Origin of the sequence: Robiginitomaculum antarcticum DSM 21748 (assembly GCF_000365025.1) — a bacterium.
Taxonomy (GTDB): Bacteria; Pseudomonadota; Alphaproteobacteria; order Caulobacterales; family Maricaulaceae; genus Robiginitomaculum; species Robiginitomaculum antarcticum.
In genome coordinates, this window is sequence record NZ_KB823013.1 from 116,119 (window position 1) to 141,550 (window position 25,432).

At 53.9% G+C, this 25,432-nt stretch carries 24 protein-coding genes; 14 read left to right on the plus strand and 10 right to left on the minus strand.

Annotated elements, in window-relative coordinates; all coding sequences use genetic code 11:
- Positions 1–117: 117 nt before the first annotated feature.
- The 4 genes from H142_RS15330 to hemC are packed head-to-tail and all read right to left on the minus strand — an operon-like array spanning position 118 to position 4,411.
- The gene (locus H142_RS15330) at positions 118–1,617 is read right to left on the minus strand and encodes a heme biosynthesis protein HemY (RefSeq protein WP_017932005.1); all 1,500 of its coding nucleotides are present in this window, start codon (positions 1,615–1,617) and stop codon (positions 118–120) included.
- Between the two features lie 11 nt (positions 1,618–1,628).
- Positions 1,629–2,738: a hypothetical protein gene (locus tag H142_RS0110035; protein WP_017932006.1), complete on the minus strand. Its 1,110-nt coding sequence runs from the start codon at positions 2,736–2,738 to the stop codon at positions 1,629–1,631.
- A 24-nt stretch (positions 2,739–2,762) separates the two neighbouring features.
- On the minus strand, positions 2,763–3,470 hold the full coding sequence (locus tag H142_RS15335; RefSeq protein WP_017932007.1) for a uroporphyrinogen-III synthase: 708 nt from the start codon (positions 3,468–3,470) through the stop codon (positions 2,763–2,765).
- Positions 3,467–4,411, minus strand: coding sequence for a hydroxymethylbilane synthase (hemC, locus tag H142_RS0110045; protein ID WP_017932008.1), 945 nt, complete (start codon positions 4,409–4,411; stop codon positions 3,467–3,469). The genes H142_RS15335 and hemC overlap by 4 nt, the downstream gene beginning before the upstream one ends.
- Before the next feature lie 29 nt (positions 4,412–4,440).
- Between hemC and tsaD the strand changes: the two genes are divergently transcribed.
- From tsaD to H142_RS0110060, 3 genes are all read left to right on the plus strand, one after another.
- Positions 4,441–5,589, plus strand: coding sequence for a tRNA (adenosine(37)-N6)-threonylcarbamoyltransferase complex transferase subunit TsaD (gene tsaD / locus H142_RS0110050; RefSeq protein ID WP_017932009.1), 1,149 nt, complete (start codon positions 4,441–4,443; stop codon positions 5,587–5,589).
- 124 nt (positions 5,590–5,713) lie between these two features.
- Positions 5,714–6,718, plus strand: coding sequence for an NAD(P)H-dependent glycerol-3-phosphate dehydrogenase (locus tag H142_RS0110055; RefSeq protein ID WP_017932010.1), 1,005 nt, complete (start codon positions 5,714–5,716; stop codon positions 6,716–6,718).
- Positions 6,719–7,012: a YciI family protein gene (locus H142_RS0110060; protein WP_017932011.1), complete on the plus strand. Its 294-nt coding sequence runs from the start codon at positions 6,719–6,721 to the stop codon at positions 7,010–7,012.
- On the opposite strand, the gene H142_RS0110065 is transcribed toward H142_RS0110060, so the two are convergent.
- Positions 7,009–7,530: a tellurite resistance TerB family protein gene (locus tag H142_RS0110065; RefSeq protein ID WP_017932012.1), complete on the minus strand. Its 522-nt coding sequence runs from the start codon at positions 7,528–7,530 to the stop codon at positions 7,009–7,011. The genes H142_RS0110060 and H142_RS0110065 overlap by 4 nt on opposite strands.
- Before the next feature lie 140 nt (positions 7,531–7,670).
- On the opposite strand from H142_RS0110065, the gene H142_RS0110070 reads away from it, so the two are divergent.
- Positions 7,671–9,080: a TadE/TadG family type IV pilus assembly protein gene (locus H142_RS0110070; RefSeq protein WP_017932013.1), complete on the plus strand. Its 1,410-nt coding sequence runs from the start codon at positions 7,671–7,673 to the stop codon at positions 9,078–9,080.
- Here H142_RS0110070 and apaG read toward each other — a convergent pair whose 3' ends face one another.
- Positions 9,081–9,476, minus strand: a complete 396-nt coding sequence (gene apaG / locus H142_RS0110075) for a Co2+/Mg2+ efflux protein ApaG (RefSeq protein WP_017932014.1) — start codon at positions 9,474–9,476, stop codon at positions 9,081–9,083.
- Between the two features lie 178 nt (positions 9,477–9,654).
- On the opposite strand from apaG, the gene H142_RS0110080 reads away from it, so the two are divergent.
- Positions 9,655–10,737: a 2'-deoxycytidine 5'-triphosphate deaminase gene (locus H142_RS0110080; protein WP_017932015.1), complete on the plus strand. Its 1,083-nt coding sequence runs from the start codon at positions 9,655–9,657 to the stop codon at positions 10,735–10,737.
- A 79-nt stretch (positions 10,738–10,816) separates the two neighbouring features.
- On the plus strand, positions 10,817–12,784 hold the full coding sequence (locus tag H142_RS0110085; protein ID WP_156811993.1) for an alpha/beta hydrolase family protein: 1,968 nt from the start codon (positions 10,817–10,819) through the stop codon (positions 12,782–12,784).
- A 9-nt stretch (positions 12,785–12,793) separates the two neighbouring features.
- On the opposite strand, the gene H142_RS0110090 is transcribed toward H142_RS0110085, so the two are convergent.
- Positions 12,794–13,753 (minus strand): radical SAM protein, encoded by a 960-nt coding sequence (locus H142_RS0110090; RefSeq protein WP_017932017.1) that lies wholly within the window; start codon positions 13,751–13,753, stop codon positions 12,794–12,796.
- A gap of 140 nt (positions 13,754–13,893) precedes the next feature.
- Here H142_RS0110090 and H142_RS17170 point away from each other — a divergent pair, with 140 nt between their 5' ends.
- The 6 genes from H142_RS17170 (at position 13,894) to H142_RS0110115 (ending at position 17,615) form a co-directional block, all read left to right on the plus strand.
- Positions 13,894–14,019, plus strand: coding sequence for a hypothetical protein (locus H142_RS17170; protein ID WP_267878816.1), 126 nt, complete (start codon positions 13,894–13,896; stop codon positions 14,017–14,019).
- Positions 14,020–14,033: 14 nt separating this feature from the next.
- Complete coding sequence (locus tag H142_RS0110095; protein ID WP_026147954.1) at positions 14,034–14,444, plus strand: hypothetical protein; 411 nt, start codon at positions 14,034–14,036, stop codon at positions 14,442–14,444.
- Between the two features lie 9 nt (positions 14,445–14,453).
- Entirely contained in the window at positions 14,454–14,645 is a 192-nt protein-coding gene (locus H142_RS0110100) for a helix-turn-helix transcriptional regulator (protein WP_017932019.1), read from the plus strand.
- 77 nt (positions 14,646–14,722) lie between these two features.
- Positions 14,723–15,229 (plus strand): hypothetical protein, encoded by a 507-nt coding sequence (locus tag H142_RS0110105; RefSeq protein ID WP_156811994.1) that lies wholly within the window; start codon positions 14,723–14,725, stop codon positions 15,227–15,229.
- 9 nt (positions 15,230–15,238) lie between these two features.
- Complete coding sequence (dxr, locus tag H142_RS0110110) at positions 15,239–16,369, plus strand: 1-deoxy-D-xylulose-5-phosphate reductoisomerase (protein WP_017932021.1); 1,131 nt, start codon at positions 15,239–15,241, stop codon at positions 16,367–16,369.
- Positions 16,370–16,475: 106 nt separating this feature from the next.
- Positions 16,476–17,615 carry a zinc-binding dehydrogenase gene (locus H142_RS0110115; RefSeq protein WP_017932022.1) on the plus strand — a complete coding sequence of 380 codons (1,140 nt, stop codon included), beginning with the start codon at positions 16,476–16,478 and terminating at the stop codon, positions 17,613–17,615.
- Positions 17,616–18,331: 716 nt separating this feature from the next.
- On the opposite strand, the gene H142_RS0110120 is transcribed toward H142_RS0110115, so the two are convergent.
- A complete protein-coding gene (locus H142_RS0110120) occupies positions 18,332–20,833 on the minus strand; it encodes an SEL1-like repeat protein (protein WP_017932023.1) in 2,502 nt (833 codons plus the stop codon).
- 212 nt (positions 20,834–21,045) lie between these two features.
- Between H142_RS0110120 and H142_RS0110125 the strand changes: the two genes are divergently transcribed.
- On the plus strand, positions 21,046–23,463 hold the full coding sequence (locus H142_RS0110125) for a sensor histidine kinase (protein WP_017932024.1): 2,418 nt from the start codon (positions 21,046–21,048) through the stop codon (positions 23,461–23,463).
- A 78-nt stretch (positions 23,464–23,541) separates the two neighbouring features.
- Here H142_RS0110125 and H142_RS0110130 read toward each other — a convergent pair whose 3' ends face one another.
- Together H142_RS0110130 and H142_RS0110135 are read right to left on the minus strand one after the other, a co-directional pair.
- On the minus strand, positions 23,542–23,874 hold the full coding sequence (locus tag H142_RS0110130; RefSeq protein ID WP_169331847.1) for a YegP family protein: 333 nt from the start codon (positions 23,872–23,874) through the stop codon (positions 23,542–23,544).
- Between the two features lie 100 nt (positions 23,875–23,974).
- The gene (locus H142_RS0110135; RefSeq protein ID WP_017932026.1) at positions 23,975–24,313 is read right to left on the minus strand and encodes a response regulator; all 339 of its coding nucleotides are present in this window, start codon (positions 24,311–24,313) and stop codon (positions 23,975–23,977) included.
- Between the two features lie 95 nt (positions 24,314–24,408).
- On the opposite strand from H142_RS0110135, the gene H142_RS0110140 reads away from it, so the two are divergent.
- Positions 24,409–25,407, plus strand: coding sequence for a sensor histidine kinase (locus tag H142_RS0110140; protein WP_017932027.1), 999 nt, complete (start codon positions 24,409–24,411; stop codon positions 25,405–25,407).
- The last annotated feature ends 25 nt before the right edge of the window (positions 25,408–25,432 follow it).

The following is a 25,432-nucleotide window of genomic DNA, read 5'->3' on the forward strand; positions in this document are numbered from 1 at the left end:
TCTGACGTAGCGCCTTAAGTTTTGCCCGCTTTGTTCCCGAGCTAAAGCCATTTTTACGCGCAAACCGGAACTTGCTTGCAATGCAGGCTCAGTCCACATTTGCTAAACCTGTTTAAGTTATTCCACGCCCGGGTCATCAGGACTTGGCGGTTTTAGAACATCCTCCAGCTTTATGCCTTTAGACTTCACAGCCTTGACTTTGGGTGTAGGCGCCGGCTCCCGCGACACGACGGGCTTGGCAATAACCGCTTCGCCTTCCATCGCCGGGCGGGCCGCTTCCAGCCGTTCAAAGCGGGGATGAATGAGCTTGCCTTCATCACCATATGAGAAGACCAGACGGCGCCAATCGGCATCATTATATTCAAATGCAGCGCCTGAGGGATCGAGGTCGGACCAGTCGGGATCTGTCGGAGCCGTTGCGGCGCGGCTGATCCACAAACGCGCATCGTTGGGATTATTCAGCAGAGTTTCGGCTTTTGCGGCAAGCTCACACAGACGCGCGCTGGGCGCACCGGACTTAAGCAATCCATCCAGCGCCGACAACGCCGCGACGCCGTCACCGCTGCGCAGCGCTTCTTCTGCGGTCACAATCTGGCTCTCGCGATGGGATGGATTTTGTTTGGCCAGAGCCTTCATCCGCTTGGCCCGGACTTTTTGCGGCTCGGTGGTGAACAGATCGCGATAAGCCAGTGAGAGCGCAGGATGCGGCGCGCGCGACCAGCTGCTTTCGATCAATTTGGCGGCGCGGTCATTATCGCCGGCCCGCACTAATAATTGCGCAGCGAGCGCAACGCCGGGCGCAAAACCCGGGTCTTCGACGGCCACGCGTTCGGCTTTTTCGCGGGCCGGTTCAAATTGGCCGTCACCGGCCATTTGATCAGCAATCGCGCTGTGCAAAACAGTGGCGCGGCGCGCGGCGATATCTTTGGAAATATGTTTACGCGAGACGGCATCCTCCAGCGTTTTAAGAGCATTACCCCAATCAGACTCCGCTACCTGAGCCGAGAATAAAATATCCAGCGCCCATTTTGCGCCCTTATTTTCTGAATAGGCTTGCTCAGCATGGCTGCGCGCTGTGTGCAGATCTCCACGCGCATAAGCCAAACCGGCCAAGCCGCGCTGCGCCACTTTACGGGTGCGCTCATCGTCGAGCATCAAGGCATAGCGCTGCTGCGCTTCGGCCGGATCACCGGAGATCTCGGCAGCCTGCGCGGCGACAATATTGCCCAGCGCCGGACGGTCGATCAATGTACGGGCCCGCGCCGCTTTCTTGCGCGCCATATCAGCATCTCCCGCAGAAGCGGCGATCAGCGCATCTTCCATAGCCTCCAAAGCTTGTCCGCGTTTGCGCTTGGATACGCCGGAACGTAGCCGCGATGGAAGGTCATAAATTAAATGTAGAAACGACCAGACAATAATTGTGGCCAGTACCATACCAATCGCGACGAGAGCTAAAAGCTGCATGGACATTTTATAACCACCCGCAGGCGCAATCGCATCTCTGTCGCCAAAGGTCATAAGCAGGTAATTATCCCCGCCTATATAAAGGAGCAGCCCCGCTACGATAACGGCGAGGATGAGCGTGATAATTAACCAGCGAACAAGCGTAGATTTCATGGTATTTTCCTTTAATCGAGCGTGTCTGCAGCAGCCAGCCAAGCCTGCGCGGCGTCCTGAACATCAGGACTTTGGGATTTGAGAATTCGGGCTGCGCCTTTGATATTGCCGCGGTCGACAAGGTCATAGGCGCGCGCAATATCCCGGCGGGCCTGTTCGGCCCGGTTTTCTCCGGATTGCATATGGCGGTCGAGTTGCCGCTGTAGCCAGTTACTCGGCGCCGCGCGCTGCGCAGTCTCATTCACCGCCGCGAGCATAGCCGCGCGGGGGAAATTGCCGATAAAATCATAGTTTTGCGCAAGTGACGGCGCCGGCGCGGGCTCGGCGATGACAGTCACCGGTTCGGGTCGGGCTTCCAGCTCGGCGATACGGAATTCAGCGGCATTAATGCGCTCAAGCAATGCTGCAGGCTCCGCGCCTTCAGGATAGACAGTTTCAGGAGCAGGCGTCTCGCTCAGCTCTGTGACCTCCGCCTCAAGTGCGCTAATGCGCTCTAATATCCGGCGCGGGGCAATATCGCCTTTCTCCGCCAGAACTGTTTCGGCAATATCGAGGCGTTCTATGATCCCGGCGCGCTCCAACGCGGCCTGTTCCAGACCCGCTGCGCGTTCGTCAACAGAGGACGCAATAGCTCTGATCTGCTCTTGCAATCCGTCCATCTCCGATAGGCGGGCAAGGTCAGTTTGTGCTTGCGATACAGTTTCGCCCTGCGCGGCCATTTGGGTTTCCATCGCGGCCAAGCGCTGACCCATTTGCGCGGCTTGCTCAACGCCAGCATCAGGGCTGTTTTGGACCATGTATTGCGGGCCAAGCCAGCCAATTGCGCCGCCTATGCCCGCGGCTATAATACTGAACAGCAAAATAGCGCCAAAGCCTGCACCGCGTTTGACGGGCTTGGGTGATCTACGGGGCGGGTTTGGCGATTTGCCTGCTTTGATCGGCCGTGACGCAGATTTAGCATCCGGCTTCCCGCCCGCTTTGGGCTCCGTCTTAGATGTATCATCTTTATCGCGCGCTTCACTTTGATCTATGCGCGCCTGCAACCGGGCTTGCGCTGCCGCCAATTCGTCATCATTAATCGGGGGCAGATTATCTGCGCTGTCTTTAGGGGGTTTGGCCATGAAAGCTCCTGCGTTGCGCGTAGCTTATGCCGAGCGCCAAGCTTTCTCAAGCGCTTCCATGAGCGCGCGATCATTTGGTGCCGAGGCAATATAGCGGGCGGCAAACACATCGGACAGGCAGGCATCAATATTAGCCGACAGGCTAACAGTAATCAAATTTGCAGACTGCTCGTCAGACAGAAGGCGCATCAAAATTTGCGCCGCCTTGGGCGAGTGCAGCAGCACATAACCGCCGGATTTAATAACCTGCATCGCCGCGTCAGGAATTTCAGTCACCGCCTGCGTCCCGTAAATAATCTCGCGCCGCGCCGTCAAGCCCGCGGCGCGTAAAGCCCCGGCCAAATCTCCCGCGACATGGACACCACTATAATGGACGATACTTTGTGTTCCGCGCACACTTATAAGCTTGGCCAGATCATCAACATTACCGCCTGCGCTTTGAACCTTGGTAAATCCTATTGCGCGCGCCTGCTCACCTGTCGCCACACCAACACAATAGACGTCATGGTCGCGCTTATCCGACAGAGCCGCGAAAGCGCGCACCCCATTGGCGCTGGTGAATGCAAGCGCTTCATCGGTCTTGGGCGCTGCAGGACTATGCGCCGTCGCTGTGACGCGCAGGAGCGGGGCAATGATGGGCGACATGCCCGCCGCTAAAACCGCGTCTGCACTGCTCTGCGCGCCCGGTCGCGTGCGGGTTATCCAAATGACGGCGCCGGAGCTATCTGTCATTTGGCGTGTATGTCCCAGAAAATATGCTGCCCCGCTTCGAAACGGATTTCCATGCCCAGACTATAACCCAGCGCATAGGCATCCCCCAGAGCCGCTTCGCTGAGCGTAATAGTGACATCGCGGGCAAAGCGCAATTTTCCGTCCGGCGAGAGGGCCTCGCCGCGCATGCGCAATGTATCACCGGAAAGCTCGGCCAGCGCGGCAACAGGCGTGCGGCAGGAGCCGTCCAGCGCTTTGAGAAAGGCGCGCTCAGCGGTAATCGTCATATCGCTGCTGCTATCATGGAGCGGGGCACAGAGCGCGCGGGCTTTGCCGTCATCAGCGCGGATCTGAATGCCGACCGCGCCCTGTGCCGGAGCGGGGAGCATGTCGTCGGTGGAAATGGCGTGGGTGGCGATATGGGATTGTCCCAAACGGTTTAATCCTGCCATTGCCAAAAATGTCGCCGCGCATTCACCCGTCTGGAGCTTGGCCAGCCGCGTGCCGACATTGCCGCGCAGCAGCGCATATTTAAGATCAGGACGCAGCCGCGCCGTCTGGGCTTGGCGGCGCAGTGAGGCCGTACCAACTGTTGCGCCCATAGGCAGCGACATGAAATCCGGCACGTCATGGGAAATAAAGGCATCGCGCGGGTCTTCACGGGGCAATATGGCGGTGATTTCAAATATTCTATTGAGCGTCGTGGGTACATCTTTCATCGAATGCACCGCAATATCAATCGCGCCAATGGCCAGTGATTCATCCAGTTCTTTGACAAACAGCCCCTTACCACCTGACTCAGCCAGACGTCCGGTCAGACGGTCGCCCGTCGTCGTAAAGGTTTTGATCGGAAAGGCGGTCACATCTTTGCCCGTCTCCCGGCAGAGCAGAGCCTGCACAGTTTTGGACTGTGCCAACGCCAGAGGTGAACTGCGGCTTCCGATGATTAGGCTTGGTTGCATAAGGAGAGGCTCTTCACTACGTATCGGGCATGGACATAGCCTTTGAACATAGCGCGCGGCAAGACGCCAATCCCGACATAACAGCACATACTGTGCTCGTTTTGGGCATTGAGAGCAGCTGCGATGAGACCGCGGCCTCTGTTATCAGATTACCGCGCGGCGGCGCGCCCGAAATTCTGTCCTCACGCATATCCAGCCAGGACGAGCTGCACCGCCCATATGGGGGCGTCGTGCCCGAAATGGCAGCCCGCGCCCATATGGATAAAATCCAGAGCATCATCGCTGGCGCGGTTGAGGATGCGGGCATAAATTATACTGATCTGGACGGCATTGCCGCCACATCCGGCCCCGGTCTTATTGGCGGTGTGATTACGGGACTTATGGCCGCCAAAGGTTTGGCCCTGTCGCTGGATAAACCGCTCATCGCGGTCAATCACCTCGAGGGTCACGCCCTGTCCGCGCGCCTGTCTGCGCCCTGCCCGTTTCCTTACCTCCTACTGCTGGTTTCCGGCGGACATACGCAGCTTTTGTCAGTTAATGATCTGGGTGATTATAGCCGCTTGGGCAGTACAGTGGACGACGCGGCGGGTGAAGCTTTTGACAAAACCGCCAAGATTATGGGTCTGGGATTTCCCGGCGGGCCGAATGTCGAGCGCGCCGCGAAGGCCGGGAATGCCAAGCGCTTTAAACTGCCGAGACCCTTTGCCGGAACCGATCATGCTGACTTTTCCTTTGCCGGACTAAAGACAGCGGCGGCGCGGACCTTTGCCTCTATGGATAATCCGGACGACCAAGACAAAGCTGATCTGGCCGCGAGTTTTCAGACCGCCGTATGCGGCGCCCTGACTGACCGCACGCAGCGGGCCATGATGATGTTTCGCAAACGTCACGGCGACGGCCCGCAGCGCCTTGTCGTGGCAGGGGGAGTCGCGGCGAATGTTCAGATCAGAGCTGCTCTGGACACAGTCTGCACGGAAAATGATTTTGTCTTAATGTGTCCGCCGCTAAAATTCTGCACAGATAATGCGGCGATGATTGCGCTGGCGGGCGCGGAAAAATTACTGGCCGGAGAGATTGATAATCTGGACGCGCCCGCGCGCCCGCGATGGCCGCTTGACGAGACGGCTGCAAGGCGTAATCCTGCCAGCGGAAGCGGACGAAAAGGCCCCAAATCATGAGCGGAAAACTATGAGCGAAACTTTTCAGAAATTCGGAGTCATTGGCGGCCCCCTGCGTGGAAGCGTAAACTTAAAAGCGCCGTCGCCAATTTGCTATTTGGCAAAATAATTTAAGGGTACGGATATGAGTGAAACTTTCCAGAAGTTTGGAGTCATTGGCGGCGGCGCATGGGGTACGGCGCTGGCCAGTGCTTTAGTTCGCGCGGGCCGTGACGTAACTTTATGGACATTTGAAAAAGAATGTTCTGAGGCGATTAATACCCGGCACGAAAACACATTATATCTGCCGGGCGTCAAGCTTGACCCCGCCATTAAAGCCACATCTGACCTCGCTGATCTTGCGGGCATGGACGCTGTACTCGCCGTCCCGCCGGCGCAACATATGCGCGGCACGCTAAAAGCCTTCGCGCCCTACGCCAAAGCGGGACTTCCCGTTATTTTATGCTCTAAAGGCATAGAGCATAAGAGCCTGTCATTTATGGCCGGTGTTTTGAACGGCGTTTTACCCCAAGCGCGCGCGGCGGTTTTGTCCGGCCCGAGTTTTGCCATTGATGTGGTCAACGGACTGCCTGCGGCCGTGACGCTGGCTTGCGAAGACGATGAGTTGGGCGAAGCGCTGGGCGATGCCATCGCTTCACCCGGCTTTCGCCCCTATATGACAGATGACATTATCGGCTCGGAAATTGGCGGCGCAGTCAAAAATGTGCTGGCCATTGCCTGCGGCCTTGTGCTGGGTAAAGGGTTAGGCCGGAGCGCCCACGCCGCGATTATCGCGCGCGGCTTTCGCGAAATGACCCGTCTTGGCGTCGCGATGGGCGCGCAGCCTGAAACGCTGACCGGAATGTCCGGTCTGGGCGATCTGGTGCTGACATGTTCGTCGGAAACCTCGCGCAATATGAGCTGCGGGCTTGCGCTGGGACGCGGACAATCATTGGAAGAGATTATGAACGCCCGCAGCGCCGTCACCGAAGGCGTCGCCACCGCGCCCGCGCTCAAACAACTGGCCAGCGAACAGGGCGTTGAAATGCCTATATGTGAGGCCATGGCCGATATTTTATCAGGCGAGATTGGCGTAGACGCGGCAATCCTGCGCCTGCTCTCTCGCGAACGTCGTCTTGAGAGTGAATAAGTGAACCATTTTATTATATATGCTCTGGACAAAGAGGGCGGCGCGCCTATTCGCGCAGCCAATCGTGACGCGCATCTAGCATTTTTGCGGGCGAAATCAGATGTCAAAGTCTGTGTGGCCGGGCCATTACTGGATGACGACCGGATGATCGGCAGTCTTCTCATTGTGCAGGCGGCTAATGAGATGGCCGTGCATAACTGGCTTAAATCCGATCCCTATGGTCAAGCCGGACTCTCAAAATCTATAGCTGTGCACCCCTATAAATGGGTCATCGGCGCACCTGAAACCGCTTAGGATAAATTCATCAAATCACTATAGCGGCGGATCAAATCCTGTTGCGAATCTGTCGGGCCGTTCACGGCAGCGATACTCTCCATCATATCACGTAGCTCTGCGGCCTCTTTGGAAGAGATCTGTTTTTGCAGGAAATTCGTCATCGGGCGCAGCACGCTATCAGCCTGCTTATACTCACGGGTCAGCCAGCGGATATTTAGAACAAATTCCTCGGCGTCTTCAGCAGGCCAGTCCATGTGCTCAATCAATCCCGTTTCGATTGCGTCACTCTCACCGGGGCTGACCCGGCCATCCCCGGACAGACGGGCAATGGCCACCATGAGAACCGTAGCGGCTTCGCGCGGGCTCTCAACCAGATCGAGTCCTGACCGCCCGACACGTTTTTGATAGCGCAGCTTTCGCGGCAAATTGGCCAGCGTTCCCGCCGCGTCGCTGATGTGACGAGCGCTACGCGCCGCGCGGCCCGCCCAAATAATGAGCATACCAATAACCGAAATTATGCCAATGAGCGCCGCCATAAGGGTTTGATTTAACAATCATTTTATGTGGCGTCAAATGTGTATATTAACGGATTGTTTTTCATATTCCTAAGTAAGTCACACATAATATATATGTATAACTGCGGCTCGGGGAAGGCAATTCAAATTGGGGTCGTTCAATGTTAAAACGGTTTTTAAATAATACGTCAGGCAATGTCGGCGTTATATTCGCGCTCGCCGCTTTGCCTATTATTGTGGGCTCAACGCTGGCGATTGACAAACATAACTCTAATACATTTCGCGCCGACTTGCAGGCCGCAACTGATAATGCGGTGCTCTCCACAGTCTCCAATGGATCCCTAAAGCCCGGCGACCGACAGGGCTATGCCGAAGCGCGCTTTCACAGCAACTTTCCTGATATTCCTGCGCAGCTCAAATTTTCTGACAGCAACAGTATCGTCAGTATGACCGCAACAGCACAAATGCCGACCACATTAGGCGGCCTTGTCGGTCGGGACACATTTACCATCAGCGCGACAGCCGCCGGGACGGTTAATCGCGGGCGCACAGTCTGCACACTCGCGCTAGCGCCGGATGGGGCGGAACGTGTCACTTTCGAAGATTCAGTCTATTTTACGGCGGATAATTGCAGCGTACAGGTCAATTCCAACGACGCAAATGCGATCGTCAACACCTCGACAATGGTACCGATAGCGAAAGAATTTTGTGTCACCGGCGGCGGCAAGGGGAACTTCCAGCCGAAATTAAATTCGGAATGCGCACCTGTCCCCGACCCTTACGCTAGCCTGAACATGCCGGACCCGGGTCCATGCATCAAAATGGACGATTTTCAGCTTGTTCACGTTTTGCCAGGCGCAGAGCCAAACCCTGACGACGAACCATATGATGGCATTATACCTACAATAACCAGCAGCTTGCCAACTTTAACAATTGTTGATCCCCTTGCGTCAGTAGAAAGCTGGGAGCTTTGGAGCGGAAGTAGCCGCAATATCGAGCCCGGAAATTATTGCGACGGTTTAACAATTGATGGCGTGAATGTTGTCTTTTCACCGGGCGTGTATCATTTTGGCAAAGAAATAAAATTCAAAAATGGCGCACAGGCCTTTGCAAGCAATGTAACATTTGTTGTTTATGGTTATAAAGGCAAAATCAAAGTCGAGTCCGGGTCAGAAGTCTATATGAAAGCGTCATCAACAGGGGCTATGGCAGGCCTCGCCATCGTTCAAGATGAGTTTTTGATGAGACCCGAAGACAGCAAAGACGCGGCGCTTGTGCGTGTATTGGAACCGGTTCGTATATATAAAAAAAAGGGTGGATTCAAAGTTCCGAAAAGTCAGTTAAAAAGCGGCGGACGTTTGGATGTGATCGGCCCAGTGTACCTTCCCGGACAATCATTGGAAGTCTCCGGCACCAGCGTCTTTGGCGCCCGCTCGAGATCGACATCATTTATTGCTTATGAAGTGCATTTCAAAGAAAATACGCGGGCCAATATTGGCGTTGATCATCAAATAGAAGGCCTGCCGCCAGTGCAGCCGAGATCTGAAGAATCGCCGCGTTTAATCCGGTAGTTAGTTTGGAAACTCAGCCTGCGCCGGGCTGTCCAGCGCGAAGACGGGGATGAAGACATCAAAGCTCTCGCCGTCTTCATCAGTCATTTTATATGTGCCGTGCATCATGCCCGCAGGCGCCGATAGAGGCGCTCCGGAGGTATAGCGAAACACTTCGCCGGGCTGCAAAACAGGCTGCTCACCAACCACGCCATTGCCGCGAACGCATTGCACCTGTCCGCGGCTATCCGCAATATTCCACACCCGTTCGACGACTTTAAGAGGGGATGTGCCTAGGTTTTCAATCTCGACCGTATAGGCCCAGATATATCGATCATCCTTGGGCGAGCTTTCATCATGGAGGTAATCAGGCTGGACGCGGACGATGACGTCGCCGGTTTTTTGCTCGAACAGCATTCCGAATGCTGACGTCTCTGTCGTCTGTTGATGATGGTCCAAAGATTTCCCCCCGAGCCCGGTGAGTACCGGACTGTTATCTCTCACCCTCAACATGACGGGCGGTTTTCAAACTGGCAAGCGCTTTACACTCTTCAGGGCCGGGGAATCACAGTTATGCTCTGAAAAGCGCCTTTGTATGATTTTGGACATGGCCGCGCCGTCGCGAATCGTTATTAATGCGGTAATGACATCTGTATCTGATATCCTCGGTATCTATCCGCGCCAAGCCATTGCCGATCTGATCGCGGCAGGGCATGTGCGCGCTGATGCGCCTTTCGAGGACGGACAATTACAGCCTGCCAGCTTGGATCTGCGCCTCGGCGCGACCGCATACCGCCTCCGCGCCAGCTTCCTGCCGGGCAAGACCCGCACGGTTAAATCCTGTCTGGATAATACGCAGCGCGGATTGGTGCTGACGCAAATCGATCTGACTGCGGGCGCGGTACTGGAAACAGGCTGCGTGTATCTTGTTCCTCTTCAAGAAGCTTTGAACTTGCCCGGCGGCCTGTCCGCCAGCGCTAATCCGAAAAGCAGCACCGGACGGCTGGACGTCTTTACCCGCGTGATTACCGATCATGGAGAACAGTTTGACCAGATTAAAGACGGTTATGACGGCCTGTTATATGTCGAAATAGCCCCTCGCACCTATCCGGTGCTGGCCAAGCAGGGCGAACGTTTGGTTCAAATCCGCTTTCGCGCCGGCGCGCCGGAATTTCTGCGCGCGCTGACCGTATCCATTGATTTGACCGGATTTGGAAATGACGGCATTGTCGGGTATCGCGCACGCCGCCACGCCGGACTTGTTGATCTGGCAGGACGGGATCACGCTGCTGATGATTTTTGGGAGCCGCTGCGCGCGCGTCACGGCATGTTGATTTTAGACCCTGATGAGTTTTACATTCTCGCCAGCAAAGAAGCTGTTGCGATCGGCCTTAACGAAGCGGCGGAAATGGCGCCCGTGGCTTTGGAAATGGGCGAATTTCGCGCGCATTATGCAGGTTTTTTTGATCCCGGTTTTGGTCTCGACAGCGCAGGCGGGGCGGGCAGCCGGGCCGTATTAGAAGTACGCGGCCGCGACGTGCCGTTCATTCTCGAAGACGGACAGCCCGTAGCCAAATTATTATTTGAACGCATGACCGACGCGCCTGATATATTATACGGCGAAGGCGGATCGCACTATCAAGCCCAAGGCCTGCGCCTGTCCAAACACTTCGTATAGGGCAGACCTATTCTATTTTCGCGCTGTCATTTGACTCTCGCAAAATCTAAACTTATGAAAAATAGACGATGTAATAACATTGTTTAGAATTCAATTAGTTACAGGATGCTCTATGCGCTATCTCGTTCTCATTTTCGTCTCAATTTCGATTTTGTTTTCAAATGCGAATGCCGCTCCGCCGCCTGTCGAAGCCTATGCGCAATTACCGGCGATTTGGGACGGCGCGATTTCGCCTGATGGCTCAAAAATCGCAATATTGCAGGAGAATGATGGCGAATATATTTTACGTGTAATTGATGTTCAAGACATGGGCGCGCCTGTAAAAGCAATTGCCCTAAATAAAGATATTTTTCCGAATTGGATAAAATGGGCCAATAATAACCGCATTTTGATGAGCGTTAAAGCCTCTGAGCGTGCGGGTAATACAACGCCTATATATTCTACAAATATTATAACCGTTAACTCTGATCTTTCCGATCCCGATATATTATTGCCGCAAAGTCGGCAATTTAATGATTACGTAATCAGTTGGTTGCCCAACGACCCTCAACATATTTTAATGGGATTTTCAGATGACAGACCCAATGAAACTGACGTTCAAAAAGTAGATGTTGTCTCGGGAAGATACAAAACTGTGCGGCCAGGGAGTGCCAACACTCAGACCTGGATGACAGACTCGACAGGTTTGGTCCGTTTGGCGCAGGGACGGCGTGGGTTTGACGGCGAGTATCGTCTACAAATTAGTCCTGCGGGTACAGACAGATTTGACGCCAACGAGACATTTCCAGACCTTCCGGCTTCATCGAAAATTTGGGGGTTTACGGACGATCCTAACGAGCTCATCGTTGCCCGATATGGCGAGGGTGATACGCTCGGTGTATGGCTGTATGATTTACGCAAAAAAGCATATTCCAAAAAATTATTTCAACATCCGGAATATGACGCCTCAGGAGTGATGCGGTCTTCTGACAGTCGCCGCGTTTTGGGTGTCACTTACATCGCAGCCGATACAGAAGTTGAATTCGTAGACAACGACGCAAAAGCTTTGATGAATGTAATCCGGCAGGAAGCTGAAGGGTACACTATCCGTTTTCTGGAACAAACGTCCGATGGTGACCGCACTTTAATCTGGGCGAGTTCCCCGGATTCTCCTACACTTCTCCTATTATATGATAAATCAGAAAACTCTATTGACTTAATCGGGTCACGATATCCCGGTCTTGATAATGTGCAGAATGCTTATGTTCAAGAGGTCAATTACACGGCCAGAGACGGTCAAACAATTCCAGCATTTGTAACAATACCCGCTAAAGCGATGGACTCTGGAAATATTAAAAGTCTCCCTTATATAATTTTTCCTCATGGGGGACCGCAGGCGCGCGATACGGGGACATTTGATTATATGGCACAGCTTATGGCTTCCCGCGGTTATGGTGTCCTGCAGATTAATTTTCGTGGCTCTACCGGCTATGGTGCAGAGTTTCGAGACGCCGGTAGAGACAACTGGGTTTTAATGCAAGAAGATGTCGAAGACGGAACACGGTGGTTAGTTGAAAAGGGCTATGCTGATAAAAACAGGATTTGTATTATGGGCTGGTCATATGGCGGCTTTGCGGCCCTCATGGGCGCTGCGAAAACCGGTGAGTTATATCAATGTGCAGCCTCGATCGCTGGAGTTACCGACCTAGCGAATCTCATGACTGACATGCGAAAATATAAAGGGGGGCGCGGGTTGGCAAAAGAGTTCATTCTTAGAGGTTTCGAAGACAAAGATGATATCAAGGAAAATTCCCCTGTTCGTCTGGCTGGTAGTATAAAAATTCCAGTTTTTCTAGCTCATGGTAAGGACGATGTTACCGTACATTATGACCACTTTACCAGAATGGAAAAAGAGCTAAAAAAAGAAGGCGTAATGACCACAGCTATAGGGATTAAAGGGGGCGACCACAGTCTGCTCACCGTCGGCAAAGAGCGGATTGCTATGATGGAAAGCCTTGTCGAATTTATGGAAGACAATCTTGGGACCAGCGAATGGGCAAATGACTAGATATGCCCGTTAAGCCGAGCAGCTGGCTCCGCCGAGGACGCAGAATTTTGCGCAATGCGGATGGTTGAGTTTGATCGGTTGGCGGCTCTCTGTCAGAGTCTTTCCGGTCTCAAATTGAGGGTCATCCCATAATAATGTGCAAGCGAGAACGGACGGGACGGCTTCGCCTTTGCGTTTGACCACCATACGTGAATTGGCGCACATCATGCTATCGGGGGAGACGGACAGGATATCCCAGCAATCTTTGGTGATCTCCGGCACGTCGACTTTTTCGTCCATTTCCGGGAACAGCAAAACACCGGCGCGGTTCATGGCGTCAATGGACCAGCCCTGCTGTATAATGAGATCGCCATAACCCGCGCGGGCCGTCGCCTCGTCTTCGGAAAACATAGAACGTCCGGCGATATTGACGTTAAATCCATGTGCTGTCAGCCAGGCCATACCTTTCAGCGCGATATCAAAGCTGCCCGCGCCGCGTTCGCGGTCATGACCTTCGGCTGTAAAATGATCCAGCGAGACGCGCATGGTAAGTTTATCGCCATATGCCTCTTTAATCGCCAGCAAACCTTTTTGGACGCGCGGACGCATCATCGGTTTCATCGCATTGGTCAGCATTAATACGGTGTGACCGCGCTCCAAGGCCATTGCGATAATTCTATTCATATTGGGATTAAGAAACGGCTCGCCGCCGGTAATTCCGATTTCGACCGGGCCGCCACCCAGCATATCAATCTCGTCCAAATAAGGCGTGACTTCATCCGCGCGTAAATAGACAAAATGATCCGCCGTCGGGCTGCTTTTGATATAACAATTGGCGCATTCGATATTGCACTGGCTGCCACTGTTCAGCCACAGCGTCTGCAAGCCCGTCCAATGCACGCGGGCGCGCCGCTCGCCTTTCGCCGTGACGTCGGCATCAATAAATTTTGCCGGATCAAGCCGGGAGGGGGCAGTCATAATTTCATTCATAGCGACCTACCTAACGCCAAGAGACCTCTCGCGTCATTAACAATTGCGTGAGATGACAGAACATAAGAATGGAAAGTAAGCTTGACATGTAAAGCTAGCTTGTCTATGTAAAGCTTACTTTACTTTATGGAGAAACCTTTATGACGATAAAACCAACCCAAGCGCGCTATAGACCTATGGGCGCAAAACTCGGATTTTTTCTCGGCACCATTGGGTGTCTTGTAGGGATTGCGACCGGAATATATTTTGGCTTTTTAACCCCGTAATTTGGAGAATTTATATGTCACCCAAACAAGCTTACAGCCGCTATATGCGCGTCTTCGTTCCGGCCATGACCATTTATGCCATAAGCGTTTTTACAGCTGTCTATCTCATTAAAAACGAAATTCTGGCCTCGCCACAGTCTTACATTGTGGCGTTAATTCCCGGATTGGCGGCCATGACATTTATGTGGGCGCATTTCCGGTTCATCCGCGAGACCGACGAATTTCATCGCAAAGTACAGACCGAAGCCATGATGATTGGTATAGCCGCACTGATGGCCGTCGCCATGACTTGGGGCATGATGAGCATGTTCACAGATTTCCCCGAGCTTCCGTTCTTTTATGCCATTCCGATTTTCTATGCCTCATATGGTGTGGCTGCGGCCTATTTGGGGCGTAAATATAAAGCCTCCTGCGTGCTGCTTTAGGGGTCAGAAATGGACAATACACTCAAAACTCTACGCGGGGATAAAGGTTGGTCACAGCAGGCGCTCGGCGACCTGCTCGAGGTCTCCCGGCAATCGGTCAACGCTATTGAGACGGGTAGATATGATCCGTCTCTGCCGCTAGCCTTTAAAATTGCGCGTCTCTTTGACTGCACAATTGAGGACATCTTCAAGGAGACCTGATCGTCGCCGCAGCAATTTGGTCTCGCCATCCATGCCCGCCTTCTGTTATGAGGGCGGGTATTTTTATGGAGATTATCATGACGCGACTATTACTCTTATCGTGTTTCACGGCGGCCTTGGCCCTATCGGCCTGCGGCAAGTCCGAAGCTCCGAAATCCGGCACCTCCGCCGAAGTGACCATTGAAGACCCCGCCCCGCGCATAGTTGCGATCGAAACCGAAGAAGAGCGCGTCGCCGACCGCGTCATCACGGAAATGGAAACCATTATTAATGCACTGGACGGCGTGACAGACGAGGACAGCGCCCGCGATGCCGCCGCCATAATCAATGCCGCCGGGCAGCGTATACAGGCCGAGGCCAATATGGCGCAAACCGAACTGGACAATGAGCGGTTCAAAGCCGCCATGGACGCGCGCAGGCAAGAGGTCGAAGCGTTCGAAGACAGCATGGAAAACACCCTCAAACGGCTTCTTTTCAAGCCTAAGCTCGGTATGATTTTAGCCAAAGAACTGGCCAAGCTCGACTGGAGCTGGATGGATATGGACACGGAAATGCCGCAGGACGAAGAAACTCCGAAACCTTAATACGCTTTCATGAAATCTGTAACCATACTCGGTGTCACCGGCTCTATCGGTCAAAGCGCATTGCGTTTTTTGCGTCTGCACCGCGATAAATTTTCGCTGGATCATATATCTGTCGGTTGCAATGCCGAGCAGGCCGTTGCTATTGCCCGTGAATTTAATTGCCAAAGCCTAGGCGTAGCTGACGAGGCTTGCGACATTGATCTGCCCGATGGGGTGAAGCTTTATCGCGGGGCGCAGGCCTTGTGCGAGCAAGCGGCGCAACCCGTCGATGTCGTGCTGGGCGCCGTCTCGGGCTCCCAAGGTCTGCCGGCCATACTCGCGGCGATCAATGCCGGAAACCGCGTCGCTCTGGCCAATAAAGAAAGCCTTGTCTGCGGCGGAACGGCCTTGCTGGAACGCGCGCGCGCCAAGGGCGTGCCGATCATTCCGGTCGACAGTGAACATAGCGCCATGTTTCAGTGCCTGCTCGCCGGAAAACGCGAAGAAGTGCACTCCATAATCCTGACCGCGTCGGGCGGTCCGTTTCGCGAGCACAGTCTTGAGCAGCTTAAATCTGCAACGGCCAAGGCAGCGCTAAACCATCCCAATTGGTCTATGGGGCCCAAAAATTCGCTGGATAGCGCAACGCTGGCCAATAAGGGGTTGGAGCTGATCGAGACCTGTTATTTTTTTGATATGGCGCCCGAAGACGTCACAGTCGTTATCCATCCCACCTCGATCTTTCATTCGGCGGTGCAGTATTGCGACGGCTCTGTCATAGCCCAGCTTGGCGAGACGGATATGGCTGGCGCAATCGGCTATGGCCTGTCTTATCCGGACCGCATCGAGACCGGATTAAACCCGCTGGACCTGACAGCGCTCGGGGGACTGGATTTTTATCCCTATGACTCGGTGCGGTTTCCCGCAGTTGACCTTGCCCGCCGCGCCATTCATCTGGGCCAATCCGGGACGCTGATGTTCAATGCCGCTAACGAGATTGCCGGACAGGCCTTTCTGGACGGGCGCATCGGATTTTTAGACATTGCCCGTCATATTGAAACCGCGCTGAACAAAGGCGGGACGAAATTCAAAGCGGGCCTTGATGATATTGTGCGCGCCGACGCCGAGGCGAAATCATGGTGCGAGGACTGGATACATTAGCGTAAATCCAAACGGCGAAAATTAATGCATGGCCACGCGCCGCGTTTAGAGGGCGACTTGAGCCGATCGGCGCGTTAAGATTAACATTCATAAATTGGAGTTTCCTATGTCCCTGCCATCCACCTATTTGCAAATGCTCTCGACCCTAACCAAAGACGGAGAGCTGCGTCTGGAGCTGGCCGAAAAGCCTATGCTGACGCCCGAAGATGATCAGATCATCGTCAAGATCGAAGCCACACCGATCAACCCCTCCGATCATGGCGTCATGTTCGGTTGGGCCAGTATGGATCAGGCCAAGGGAAAAGGCAGCGGCAAGGATGCGGTGCTCACCGCCCCTGTCGGAAAGGCCGGAATGCACGTCATGAAAGCCCGGATTGGACAGGCCCTTCCTGTCGGCAATGAAGGCGCAGGCACAGTCGTCGCGGCCGGAAAAAGCGATTACGCGCAGTCCTTAATGGGTAAAACTGTCGCCGTAATGGGCGGCGGCATGTATGGCGAATATCGCGCCGTGCCCGCGATGATGGCGATGCCATTGCAAGACGGGCACACGGCTAAAGACGGCGCGTCAAGCTTCGTTAATCCGTTGACAGCTTTGTCCTTTCTCGAAACCATGCGCCTTGAAGGGCATGAGGCGATCGTGCATACCGCCGCCGCGTCCAACCTTGGACAGATGCTCAACCGCATTTGTCAGGCAGACGGCGTTGATCTTATCAACATTGTACGCCGCAAAGAGCAGGCGAAACTGCTCAAAGATATGGGCGCGAAATATGTGGTGAACAGCAGTGATGACAGCTTCATGTCAGACCTGACAGACGCCATTCACGAGACCGGCGCAACGCTCGCCTTTGACGCGACAGGCGGGGGAGAGCTTGCCTCCAACATCCTCACGGCGATGGAAGCCGCCGCGGCGCGCACTCCCGGCGCTTACTCGATTTACGGCTCTATTAAGCACAAACAAGTCTATCTTTACGGCGCGCTGGATACATCTCCTACCACGCTAACACGCGGCTATGGCATGGCGTGGGGCGTCGGGGGGTGGTTGCTACCCAACTTCCTCGCCAAAGCCGGTATGGAGGTTGGCATGCGCCTGCGCACGCGCGTCGCCAAAGAGCTAAAAACGACATTTGCCAGTCATTATACGGACGAGATCTCACTCGCTGAGGCGCTCGATCCGAAAACCATGGCGCAATATAATGCGAAAACGACAGGTCAAAAATTCCTGATCTGCCCGCAGAAAAGTTTGTAGCTTTAAGCTCGATTTCATCGTCAAATTTAATCCGGAAACCCGCGCGGCTTAACGGCCTCGCGGGTTTTTATAGTCTTACGCGAAATTGAAGCTTACAAGGCACTACAGTATCTACACAGCACAGCCTCAAACCTGAACACACACATTTTTTTTACACTCTACCCTGTCATCAAGAGCCGCAAAGCGGCGAAGGATCCAAGTCTAGGATTATCAGCTCAGCATATAATTCAAAATCTAGGTATGGATTCTTCGGGGCTGCGCCCCTCTGAATGACGGAGTGGTGGGTTAAATTTTATATCTCAATAATTTATCTCTTATTTTCGGTGTTAAAGAAGGGCGTCCGTGCGGGCTTTTGGTAAACAGGTGTACCTGAGCTAAAAATGTAGTTTCGTTTATCAAATTCCCTGCGTCCCTTATGGCTGTGACCCCATAAGTTTCACATGCGCCTATTTCACAAAGACGCAGCACGGCGACATTTCTGCCAGCGGCCATCGGCGAGGGTTCGTCGCCATAGCTCTCACTGGCGGGGCTTCTCGCGACACGTTTTGCCGCGAATCCTCCCATGCCGCCTTATCTCCAGCCAGCCAACGATCACTTGCCTGCCCCGTGAGATAAGAACAGTTTGAATATAGATCAGGTTTGAAAGGCGGGGATGAGTCTTTTGAAATGCGCGGTCTTATGGGGGATTACTGCATATGGCAGTGTGGTTTCGCAGCCTAAGCTTTCGCGGCGTTTTCTAACCGTTGCAAGAGCGGGTCACTGACTTTGCCCGTGATAGGAAGGCTGTTTAAACGCTCAAATTCGCGGATGGCGTCACGTGTTCTCGGCCCCGCCGCGCCGTCAACGCCGCCAATATCGTAACCAATATTGGCCAGCAGAGTTTGTACGCGCGCCACTTTTTCGCGGTTATTTACCGCGACTTTTTTCTCCCACGGGACATTCGGGAAAATACCGTTCGCGCTCAGACTGAAATCAGAGGGGCGGAAGTCTGCAATGCGGCTATCCATGCGGGCCCGCATGTCCGGTGTTAATTTCGCGGAGAGCTGCTGCGCACGCGAGGCGCTTTCCTGATCTCCGGCCTGTCCGGCAATCGCGTACCAGAAATAAGCCTCAGCCGGGTCGGAGGCGATGCCATTGCCTTGGTCATACAAAACCGCGACATTAAATTGTGCGTCAGTCATCCCGAACTCGCCGGCTTTGCGGAACCATTGCACGGCGCGGCCCATAGCGGCTTGTGCCTTTGGGCCTTCGCCCGCAGCGGATGCTGCCTCGGCTTCATCCACATAATAAACCGCCAAATCATACATGGCGACGCGATGACCGCCCATAGCGGCTTTCTGCGTCAGCTCTCTGGCCAGAGCCTTGTCGACTTTAACGCCTTCGCCCGTATCATAAAGATGGCCCAAAACATATTGCGCGGGGGTCAAGCCCTGTGAGGCCGCCTTGCGAACATAAGAGGCGCCTTGTTCAGCTTTGCCGGAGCGCAGTAATGTTACGCCGTGCTGCATTTGCGCAATCGGATTACCCGCTTCAACCGCCTCCATCAGCGTATCATATTGGACGTCTGTTGTCATAGCCGCAGTGGGCGACATGTCCGGTTGGCTCATATTTCCGGTTGGCTCGGTCAATGTGACGTCATATTGCAAAGATCCGTCCGCTGGGGGACTACCCAGCGTTAGCGGGTCAAAATTAATCTCGCTCAAGTCTGAATTATCCACATCAGCGCTACCGGGGTCAGGCGTTCCTGCCGGCAAGGTTGCCGAGGCTATGGCTCTGTCATTTCCGCTTTGGGCAAGCTTTCCGCGCAACATCAATGCGCCGGTGCTTACGACGGCGACCAATGCCGCAGCCGTCGCGGCTGTGCGCAACAAGCGGCGCATCTTGCCGCCGCTCTTGGCGTTCTCTGTGGCCGGACGCGCCATGTCCATAGTGGCTGCGCCTAAGTCATTGGCCAGTATAGACATAGACGGATCACTAGCACCATTTGTATCCGCGTATTGATTTTGGGCATAGGGTTGCGTCATATCCGGCGCGCCAAAGGATTGCGCCGCATAATCCTGCATTGCGCCCGGCGAGCCATAAGGATTACCGTATTCGCCGTTCATTTGTGCAGTCGCGTCCTCGAAATATTGTGATCCGCCTCCCCCGCCCATATGATGGATTTGCGCGCCGCCCTGATCCATCTGTGCTGCACCATAAGGATTAACCGGTGTTTCTACGGGTTCAAGCCTTGCAGCCGGCGGGGGCGCAGTAAACGCATCAGCCATATAAGGTACGGCCGTGAGTGCAGCGACGCGCCAAGGCTGCGTCTCTTCCGGCGCATCATCTAGCGGGGCAGGCGGGAATGGCGGCACGGCATTGCGCGGGGCGGGCGTAATGACATTGACCATGCCGGTTTCAAGCGCTTCAAGACGGGAGAAGACTGTCGCAATAGAATGCTGCACCGGCTCAATTGAGTTGCGGTGTTCTTCTTCGACGACGTCGAACATGCGCGTTGTCTCGGCTTTGTGCTTTTCAAATCTTTGCTGGTGATCCAGGGCCAGTTCGGCGAGTTTTTCTTGCGCGCCGGCATCAGATTGGTCCAGGCGGTCTTGCATGGCTGTCGTCAGGGTCGCGATGCGCTCGCCTATGCTCAAAATGGCATCGGCGCTTTGGGATTCGACCTCGATAATGCGGTGATTTATCGCCTCTATGCCTTGCGCAGTCTCACTGATCTTCTGCGCATTTTTTGCGCTGGCTGTGTCTATGCGGCCGGACAGTTCAGCTTTTATTGCGGCCTGCTCGCGCGCCTGCATTTGCAGCCGCGCATCCAAAGCGCCGGCCAACCGGGCGATATGGCCGTTGATCTTGGCAATCGCTTCGGCTTGATGCAGCTCGGCTCCGGCCAGTTGGGATTGCGCGGCTTGTACGGCCTGAGCCACCTTATCCAGACGCGGATCCGACATACCCGCCGCGAGTATGGCGGAAATATCGGCGCGGACATTGAGTATACGGCGTTCGAGCTGGCCCGCGAGGCTATCGACATAATCGCGCAAATCGTCCTGAGTCTGCGCGCCAGACTTTGCGCCCAGATTGCTATAGGCATTCTGTAAGGCTTTAACAGACTTCTTTGTCGCGCTATCAGCGCGGCTCAACCGTTCATCCAGCAGCACGACATCCGCGCGCAGTTTCTTTAAACTGTCGCGGCCCTGATCCGGATGATCTGGCGTCTTTGCCATGTATATAGCCCCTACTCGACGGTTTTCGCGCATAATTGTGCAAATCACTACACAGTGCAGTAAGGTGATTTGTGGTTAATACCTGATTAAAATTTACCAAAAAAATTAACCTTTTCGCACCGATAATAGGCTTAACACTCAAAATGCACCGCTTCCCTTTATAGTTAAATCCGATTAGGGAGTCAGAATGACTTTAACGCCTATGGCCGACTATGCCTGATGTAACTCCACTTTTGCCTCTTATTATAACTACCGGCGCTGTTGCTTTGGCGATATTAACGGCGCTGTGGGCGCTGCGTATGACAGTGGGGCCGCGCAGGGCGGCGCAGCGGTGGAAAGAGCGCTGCGCTGAGCTGGACCAGACTCTGTCGCGAATCGACAGCGCCTTTAGCGCGTTTCCGGGTCTGGTTCTGGTTTGGCATAATGACATCCCAAATCCGCGTAATGACTGGGGAAAACCTAATGTCTATGGCAGCACAGCCGCGCTGGCCTCACTTGTGCGCTTTGCCGAGCCCGGCGATCCGCGCTCATTTGCCCGCAATGTTCTCAACGGCATTGCCGACCATGAAACGGTCAGCGGCTCGAACCTGCGCAGTTATGTCGAGACCTTGCGTACGAAGGGCGAAGCTTTTTCGGCAACGATTAATCTTCCAGGCGGACAAATCATTGAGGCCGACGGCATGCCCGCCGGAGCGCAGGTGGTGTTATGGCTTCAAGATGCCAGTGTGCGTAGCGAAGATGCGCGCACTGCCATTTCGCGCTTTCAAAGTGACCAACTCGAAGCCGGTAAGGATCCCGTCGCATTTATGCATTTAATGCAGCGTGCGCCATTTCCGGTTTGGAAAGTGACCGGAACGGGGCGTCTCGATTGGGTTAATAAAGCTTATGCGGATGCCGTCGGCGCAAAGACTGCACAAATCGTTTTATCCCAGCAGATTGTCCTGGATGAAAAAGCCGACACACATATGCAAAATGTGCTGATGAATCATGAGCGCCGCACTGAAGTGCGCCATGTTATTGTCGAAGGCCGGCGCCGGTCCATGGCGATGACCCTCTTCCCGATTTCAGGCGGCGCAGGCGGTATCGCCATGGACGTCACCGAAGCCGAGACCCTGCGCGAGACATTGACCCGTCACGTAGAAGCCCATGATGAAGTGCTCAACCGCATGGCCGAAGGGATAATTAAATTTACTGCCGATCAAAAAATCCGCTTCCATAATACGGCGTTTGAAAAAATGTTCGGCCTGGATAGCGCAGCGCTCAAAGATATTCGCCATGGCGAGCTTCTCGGTCTGCTGCGGGAAAAACGCCGGCTCCCTGAGCAGCTGGATTTCAAAAACTTCAAAGCTCAAGAGCTGTCCTATTATACTGATTTTCCAGATGAGAGCCCGGACGAGTTATGGAATTCTCCGGACGGGCGGACATTACGGCTTGTGCGCATGCGTGATCCTATGGGCGGCCTGACGCTGTTGTTTGAAGACATGACCGATGAGATGACCATGCAGAGCCGCTTTAACCAGCAGATTAATGTCCAGAGCGCGACGCTGGACAAGCTCTCCGAAGGTATTGCCGTATTTGGCGCGGATGCCCGCCTGCAAATTTCCAATGCCGCCTTCGCCAATATCTGGCAGTTGCCGGAAGAGCTGCTGCAAGACGCGCCGCATTTCGACGCCCTGATTGAGCGAAGCCTCAAGCTTTACCATGACCGCGAATTTTGGGCCGAGATGAAGGCGCGCGTTACGGATCCCTCACCCCAAGTACGAAGACATGTCTTCTCCGAAATCAAACGCAGCGATGATTCCATTATCAAATATCTCTCCCGCCCTCTGCCCGACGGCGCAACGCTGATTGCATGGGATGACGTCACCACAGCGCGTAAAGCCGAAGCTGCGCTCATCGCCCGCGCCGAGGCCATGGAAGCCGCGGATCGCATTAAGAGCGAATTTGTCGGCCATGTCAGCTATCAGCTGCGCACGCCGCTCACCACGATAAGCGGTTATTCTGAGCTCTTGGCTCTGGACAGTACAGGCGAGCTTAATGATGTTCAGGAAGAATATTTGTTTGCGGTAAAGACTGCGGCGGACGATCTGGCTAAAACGATTGACGATATTTTGGATATTGCCGCGATTGACGCCGATGTTCTGGATCTGGAACTGGGTGATGTCGATATTGCAGCACTGGTCCATAGCGCCGCGGAATTTGTCGCAACCAAAGCCGCCGATACGCAGCGCAAATTAACCGTCACCTGCCCCGATGATATCGGCGTCATCCGCGCAGATGAAAAGCGCTTAAAACAGGTCTTGCATAATCTGTTATCTAACGCGCTGGCCTTTACAACTGAGGGCGGACGCGTCGATTTAACGGCGGAGCGCACGCCCGCAGGCGTACGCATCTCCGTCTCAGATGACGGGGTCGGCATAGCTCATGATGACCAGATCAAAGTGTTTGAGAGCTTCCAGTCTAAACGCGGCGGCGCGGGCCTTGGCCTGGCTCTTGTACAGCGTTTTGTCGAGCGTCATAATGGCTGGGTGGATATGGAAAGCGAAGAAGGCCGGGGGACCAAAGTAACAGTCTATCTGCCGGAAAATGCCACTCTAACCAGCGCCCATCCTGAACTTTCCTTCGGGTAGATATGCCCGTTATAGCATAAAAAAACCTGCGGCGAATCGCTCCGGCGCAGGTCGTTTAAATTAAATTCATATGCCGGGTTACATCATGCCATTGCGTTTGGCATTATCTTTACAATCGGATTTATTAGCATAGCCTTCCGAGCTTGCGCCTACTTTTTCACCATTGCTGGCTGTGCGGCGCCAGCGGTGATGACCGGATTTATCTTCGTACATTTCCCATTTATCATTAGACCCCAGGCCATTAGGATTTCCGTCCATGCCGTGGCGCTGCGCATTGGCTTTGCAACTGGCTTTTTGCGAATAGCCTTCACAGGCTGCGCCGACAATATTGCCATTGCTCGCCCTGCGGCGCCAACGGTGTTCGCCCGCCTTATCTTCGTACATTTCCCATTTATCGTTTTCACCGGGCATAGCAGTCTCCATTGATAGTGTTACAAAGGGAGTATGCCCAAAAATTCTGTCATGTTAAGGGTCAATTTGAGAATAATATCACGCGCCGAAAGGCAGAAATCTAGTTAAACGCGCTCAGAATCCGGCTAACATCAACAGGTTTTGACAAAATGCGGTCAGCATATTGCGGCGCTTCCTTGCGAAGCTGTGGCCCGCGGCCCGTCACAAATATGAAAGGAACACGCTTTGTGTCCAAATCTTTGGCGATCGGCAGGCTGTCTTCATGGCCAAGATTAAAATCCAAGATAGCGTAATCAGGCGAGGAACTACTCAATGCAGCATATGCCTCATCCACAGAGCCAGCCACAGCAAGCACTTTATAACCGGCTTCCTCAATCGCTAATTCTAAATCCATAGCGATAAAAGGGTCGTCTTCAACTATCAAAAAACTATATGCCATATGCCTTTTCAGTAAAATTATCTTTTGACTATATACTCCACTTATATGAATGCATAACTGCTTTCAATGTTCCTCTATCAAAAAAAAGTTAGCATATGACTAAAATCGTGTCATCGCATCCACCCGTCCTGTCGGAGGTGGCCTGGCTCACCTCTGCCCTACAGGCCGCAGGAGTCGGCGTTTGGGTTTGGAATCTCGATGACAACACCATTTTTGCCGATGAAAAATGGCGTGACTTATTTGCTATTGAAGGTGAAGTCATAGCGGTAAACGCAGAAAATGCCTTTGCCCATGTCCATCCCGATGATCGCTTTGCCCTGCAAGCCGCCGTCGATACTGCGGTTCGCACAGAAGCGCCGTTTCTAGCCGAGTTTAGGGTCATGATCGGCGACGAAACGCGCTGGATTGAATCACGCGGCGACATTATCGCCGCCACGACGGATTACGGCCTGTGCCTTGCGGGGGTAAATTCCGATATTACGCCTAAGAAAAACATGCAAAAGCAGCTCGAATATGTGGCCTCGGAAATGGCCCACCGCATGAAAAATATGATGTCTCTTGTTGGCGGTATATTGCGCATGACAGCGCGAACCTCCCCGACCAAAGAGCAATTGACCAAAAATTTGATCAGCCGCTTTGAGGCGCTTTCCGCGCTAAACGATATCATTCTGTCAAGAGATGGCCGTACGCCAACGGTCAAACATTTGACAATGGCCACGCTTCACGCGCCGATTGCGTCGGGCAAGGTCAATATAACACTGCCGGATTTTACGCTCAACCGTATGGCGGCGCAGACTTTCATACTGGCGCTTAATGAACTCGCGACCAATGCGGTGAAATATGGTGCGTTGAAAGATGACGATGGTCATATTGATCTGCAGGTCAAAGCCGACGCCGATAGCGATCATTTCGAGATTATCTGGACAGAGCACGCCGCAAATACAATCGTGCCGCCCGACGGCCATATCGGATTTGGCTTTCAAGTGCTCGACAAAATGACCCGCTCAACCTTTAAAGGCGCGCCAAAATTTGAGTGGCGCGAAACGGGGTTGGAATATAGCTGCCTGTGGTCGCTGGCGGCCATGGGGGAGTAGCGCAAATTCAGGAATTCCCCCCATC

Excerpts from the sequence above, each read along its gene's own strand:
- H142_RS0110140 (WP_017932027.1), top strand. The coding sequence starts at position 24,409 with ATGACTAAAATCGTGTCATCGCATCCACCCGTCCTGTCGGAGGTGGCC.
- H142_RS0110055 (WP_017932010.1), top strand. The coding sequence starts at position 5,714 with ATGAGTGAAACTTTCCAGAAGTTTGGAGTCATTGGCGGCGGCGCATGG.
- H142_RS0110090 (WP_017932017.1), bottom strand. The coding sequence starts at position 13,753 with ATGAATGAAATTATGACTGCCCCCTCCCGGCTTGATCCGGCAAAATTT.
- H142_RS0110070 (WP_017932013.1), top strand. The coding sequence starts at position 7,671 with ATGTTAAAACGGTTTTTAAATAATACGTCAGGCAATGTCGGCGTTATA.
- H142_RS0110125 (WP_017932024.1), top strand. The coding sequence starts at position 21,046 with ATGCCTGATGTAACTCCACTTTTGCCTCTTATTATAACTACCGGCGCT.
- H142_RS0110130 (WP_169331847.1), bottom strand. The coding sequence starts at position 23,874 with ATGCCCGGTGAAAACGATAAATGGGAAATGTACGAAGATAAGGCGGGC.
- hemC (WP_017932008.1), bottom strand. The coding sequence starts at position 4,411 with ATGCAACCAAGCCTAATCATCGGAAGCCGCAGTTCACCTCTGGCGTTG.
- H142_RS0110135 (WP_017932026.1), bottom strand. The coding sequence starts at position 24,313 with ATGGCATATAGTTTTTTGATAGTTGAAGACGACCCTTTTATCGCTATG.
- apaG (WP_017932014.1), bottom strand. The coding sequence starts at position 9,476 with ATGCTGTTCGAGCAAAAAACCGGCGACGTCATCGTCCGCGTCCAGCCT.
- dxr (WP_017932021.1), top strand. The coding sequence starts at position 15,239 with ATGAAATCTGTAACCATACTCGGTGTCACCGGCTCTATCGGTCAAAGC.
- H142_RS0110065 (WP_017932012.1), bottom strand. The coding sequence starts at position 7,530 with ATGGCGGCGCTCATTGGCATAATTTCGGTTATTGGTATGCTCATTATT.
- H142_RS0110105 (WP_156811994.1), top strand. The coding sequence starts at position 14,723 with ATGACGCGACTATTACTCTTATCGTGTTTCACGGCGGCCTTGGCCCTA.
- H142_RS0110120 (WP_017932023.1), bottom strand. The coding sequence starts at position 20,833 with ATGGCAAAGACGCCAGATCATCCGGATCAGGGCCGCGACAGTTTAAAG.
- H142_RS15330 (WP_017932005.1), bottom strand. The coding sequence starts at position 1,617 with ATGAAATCTACGCTTGTTCGCTGGTTAATTATCACGCTCATCCTCGCC.
- H142_RS0110095 (WP_026147954.1), top strand. The coding sequence starts at position 14,034 with ATGTCACCCAAACAAGCTTACAGCCGCTATATGCGCGTCTTCGTTCCG.
- tsaD (WP_017932009.1), top strand. The coding sequence starts at position 4,441 with ATGGACATAGCCTTTGAACATAGCGCGCGGCAAGACGCCAATCCCGAC.
- H142_RS15335 (WP_017932007.1), bottom strand. The coding sequence starts at position 3,470 with ATGACAGATAGCTCCGGCGCCGTCATTTGGATAACCCGCACGCGACCG.
- H142_RS0110100 (WP_017932019.1), top strand. The coding sequence starts at position 14,454 with ATGGACAATACACTCAAAACTCTACGCGGGGATAAAGGTTGGTCACAG.
- H142_RS0110035 (WP_017932006.1), bottom strand. The coding sequence starts at position 2,738 with ATGGCCAAACCCCCTAAAGACAGCGCAGATAATCTGCCCCCGATTAAT.
- H142_RS0110080 (WP_017932015.1), top strand. The coding sequence starts at position 9,655 with ATGATTTTGGACATGGCCGCGCCGTCGCGAATCGTTATTAATGCGGTA.
- H142_RS17170 (WP_267878816.1), top strand. The coding sequence starts at position 13,894 with ATGACGATAAAACCAACCCAAGCGCGCTATAGACCTATGGGCGCAAAA.
- H142_RS0110115 (WP_017932022.1), top strand. The coding sequence starts at position 16,476 with ATGTCCCTGCCATCCACCTATTTGCAAATGCTCTCGACCCTAACCAAA.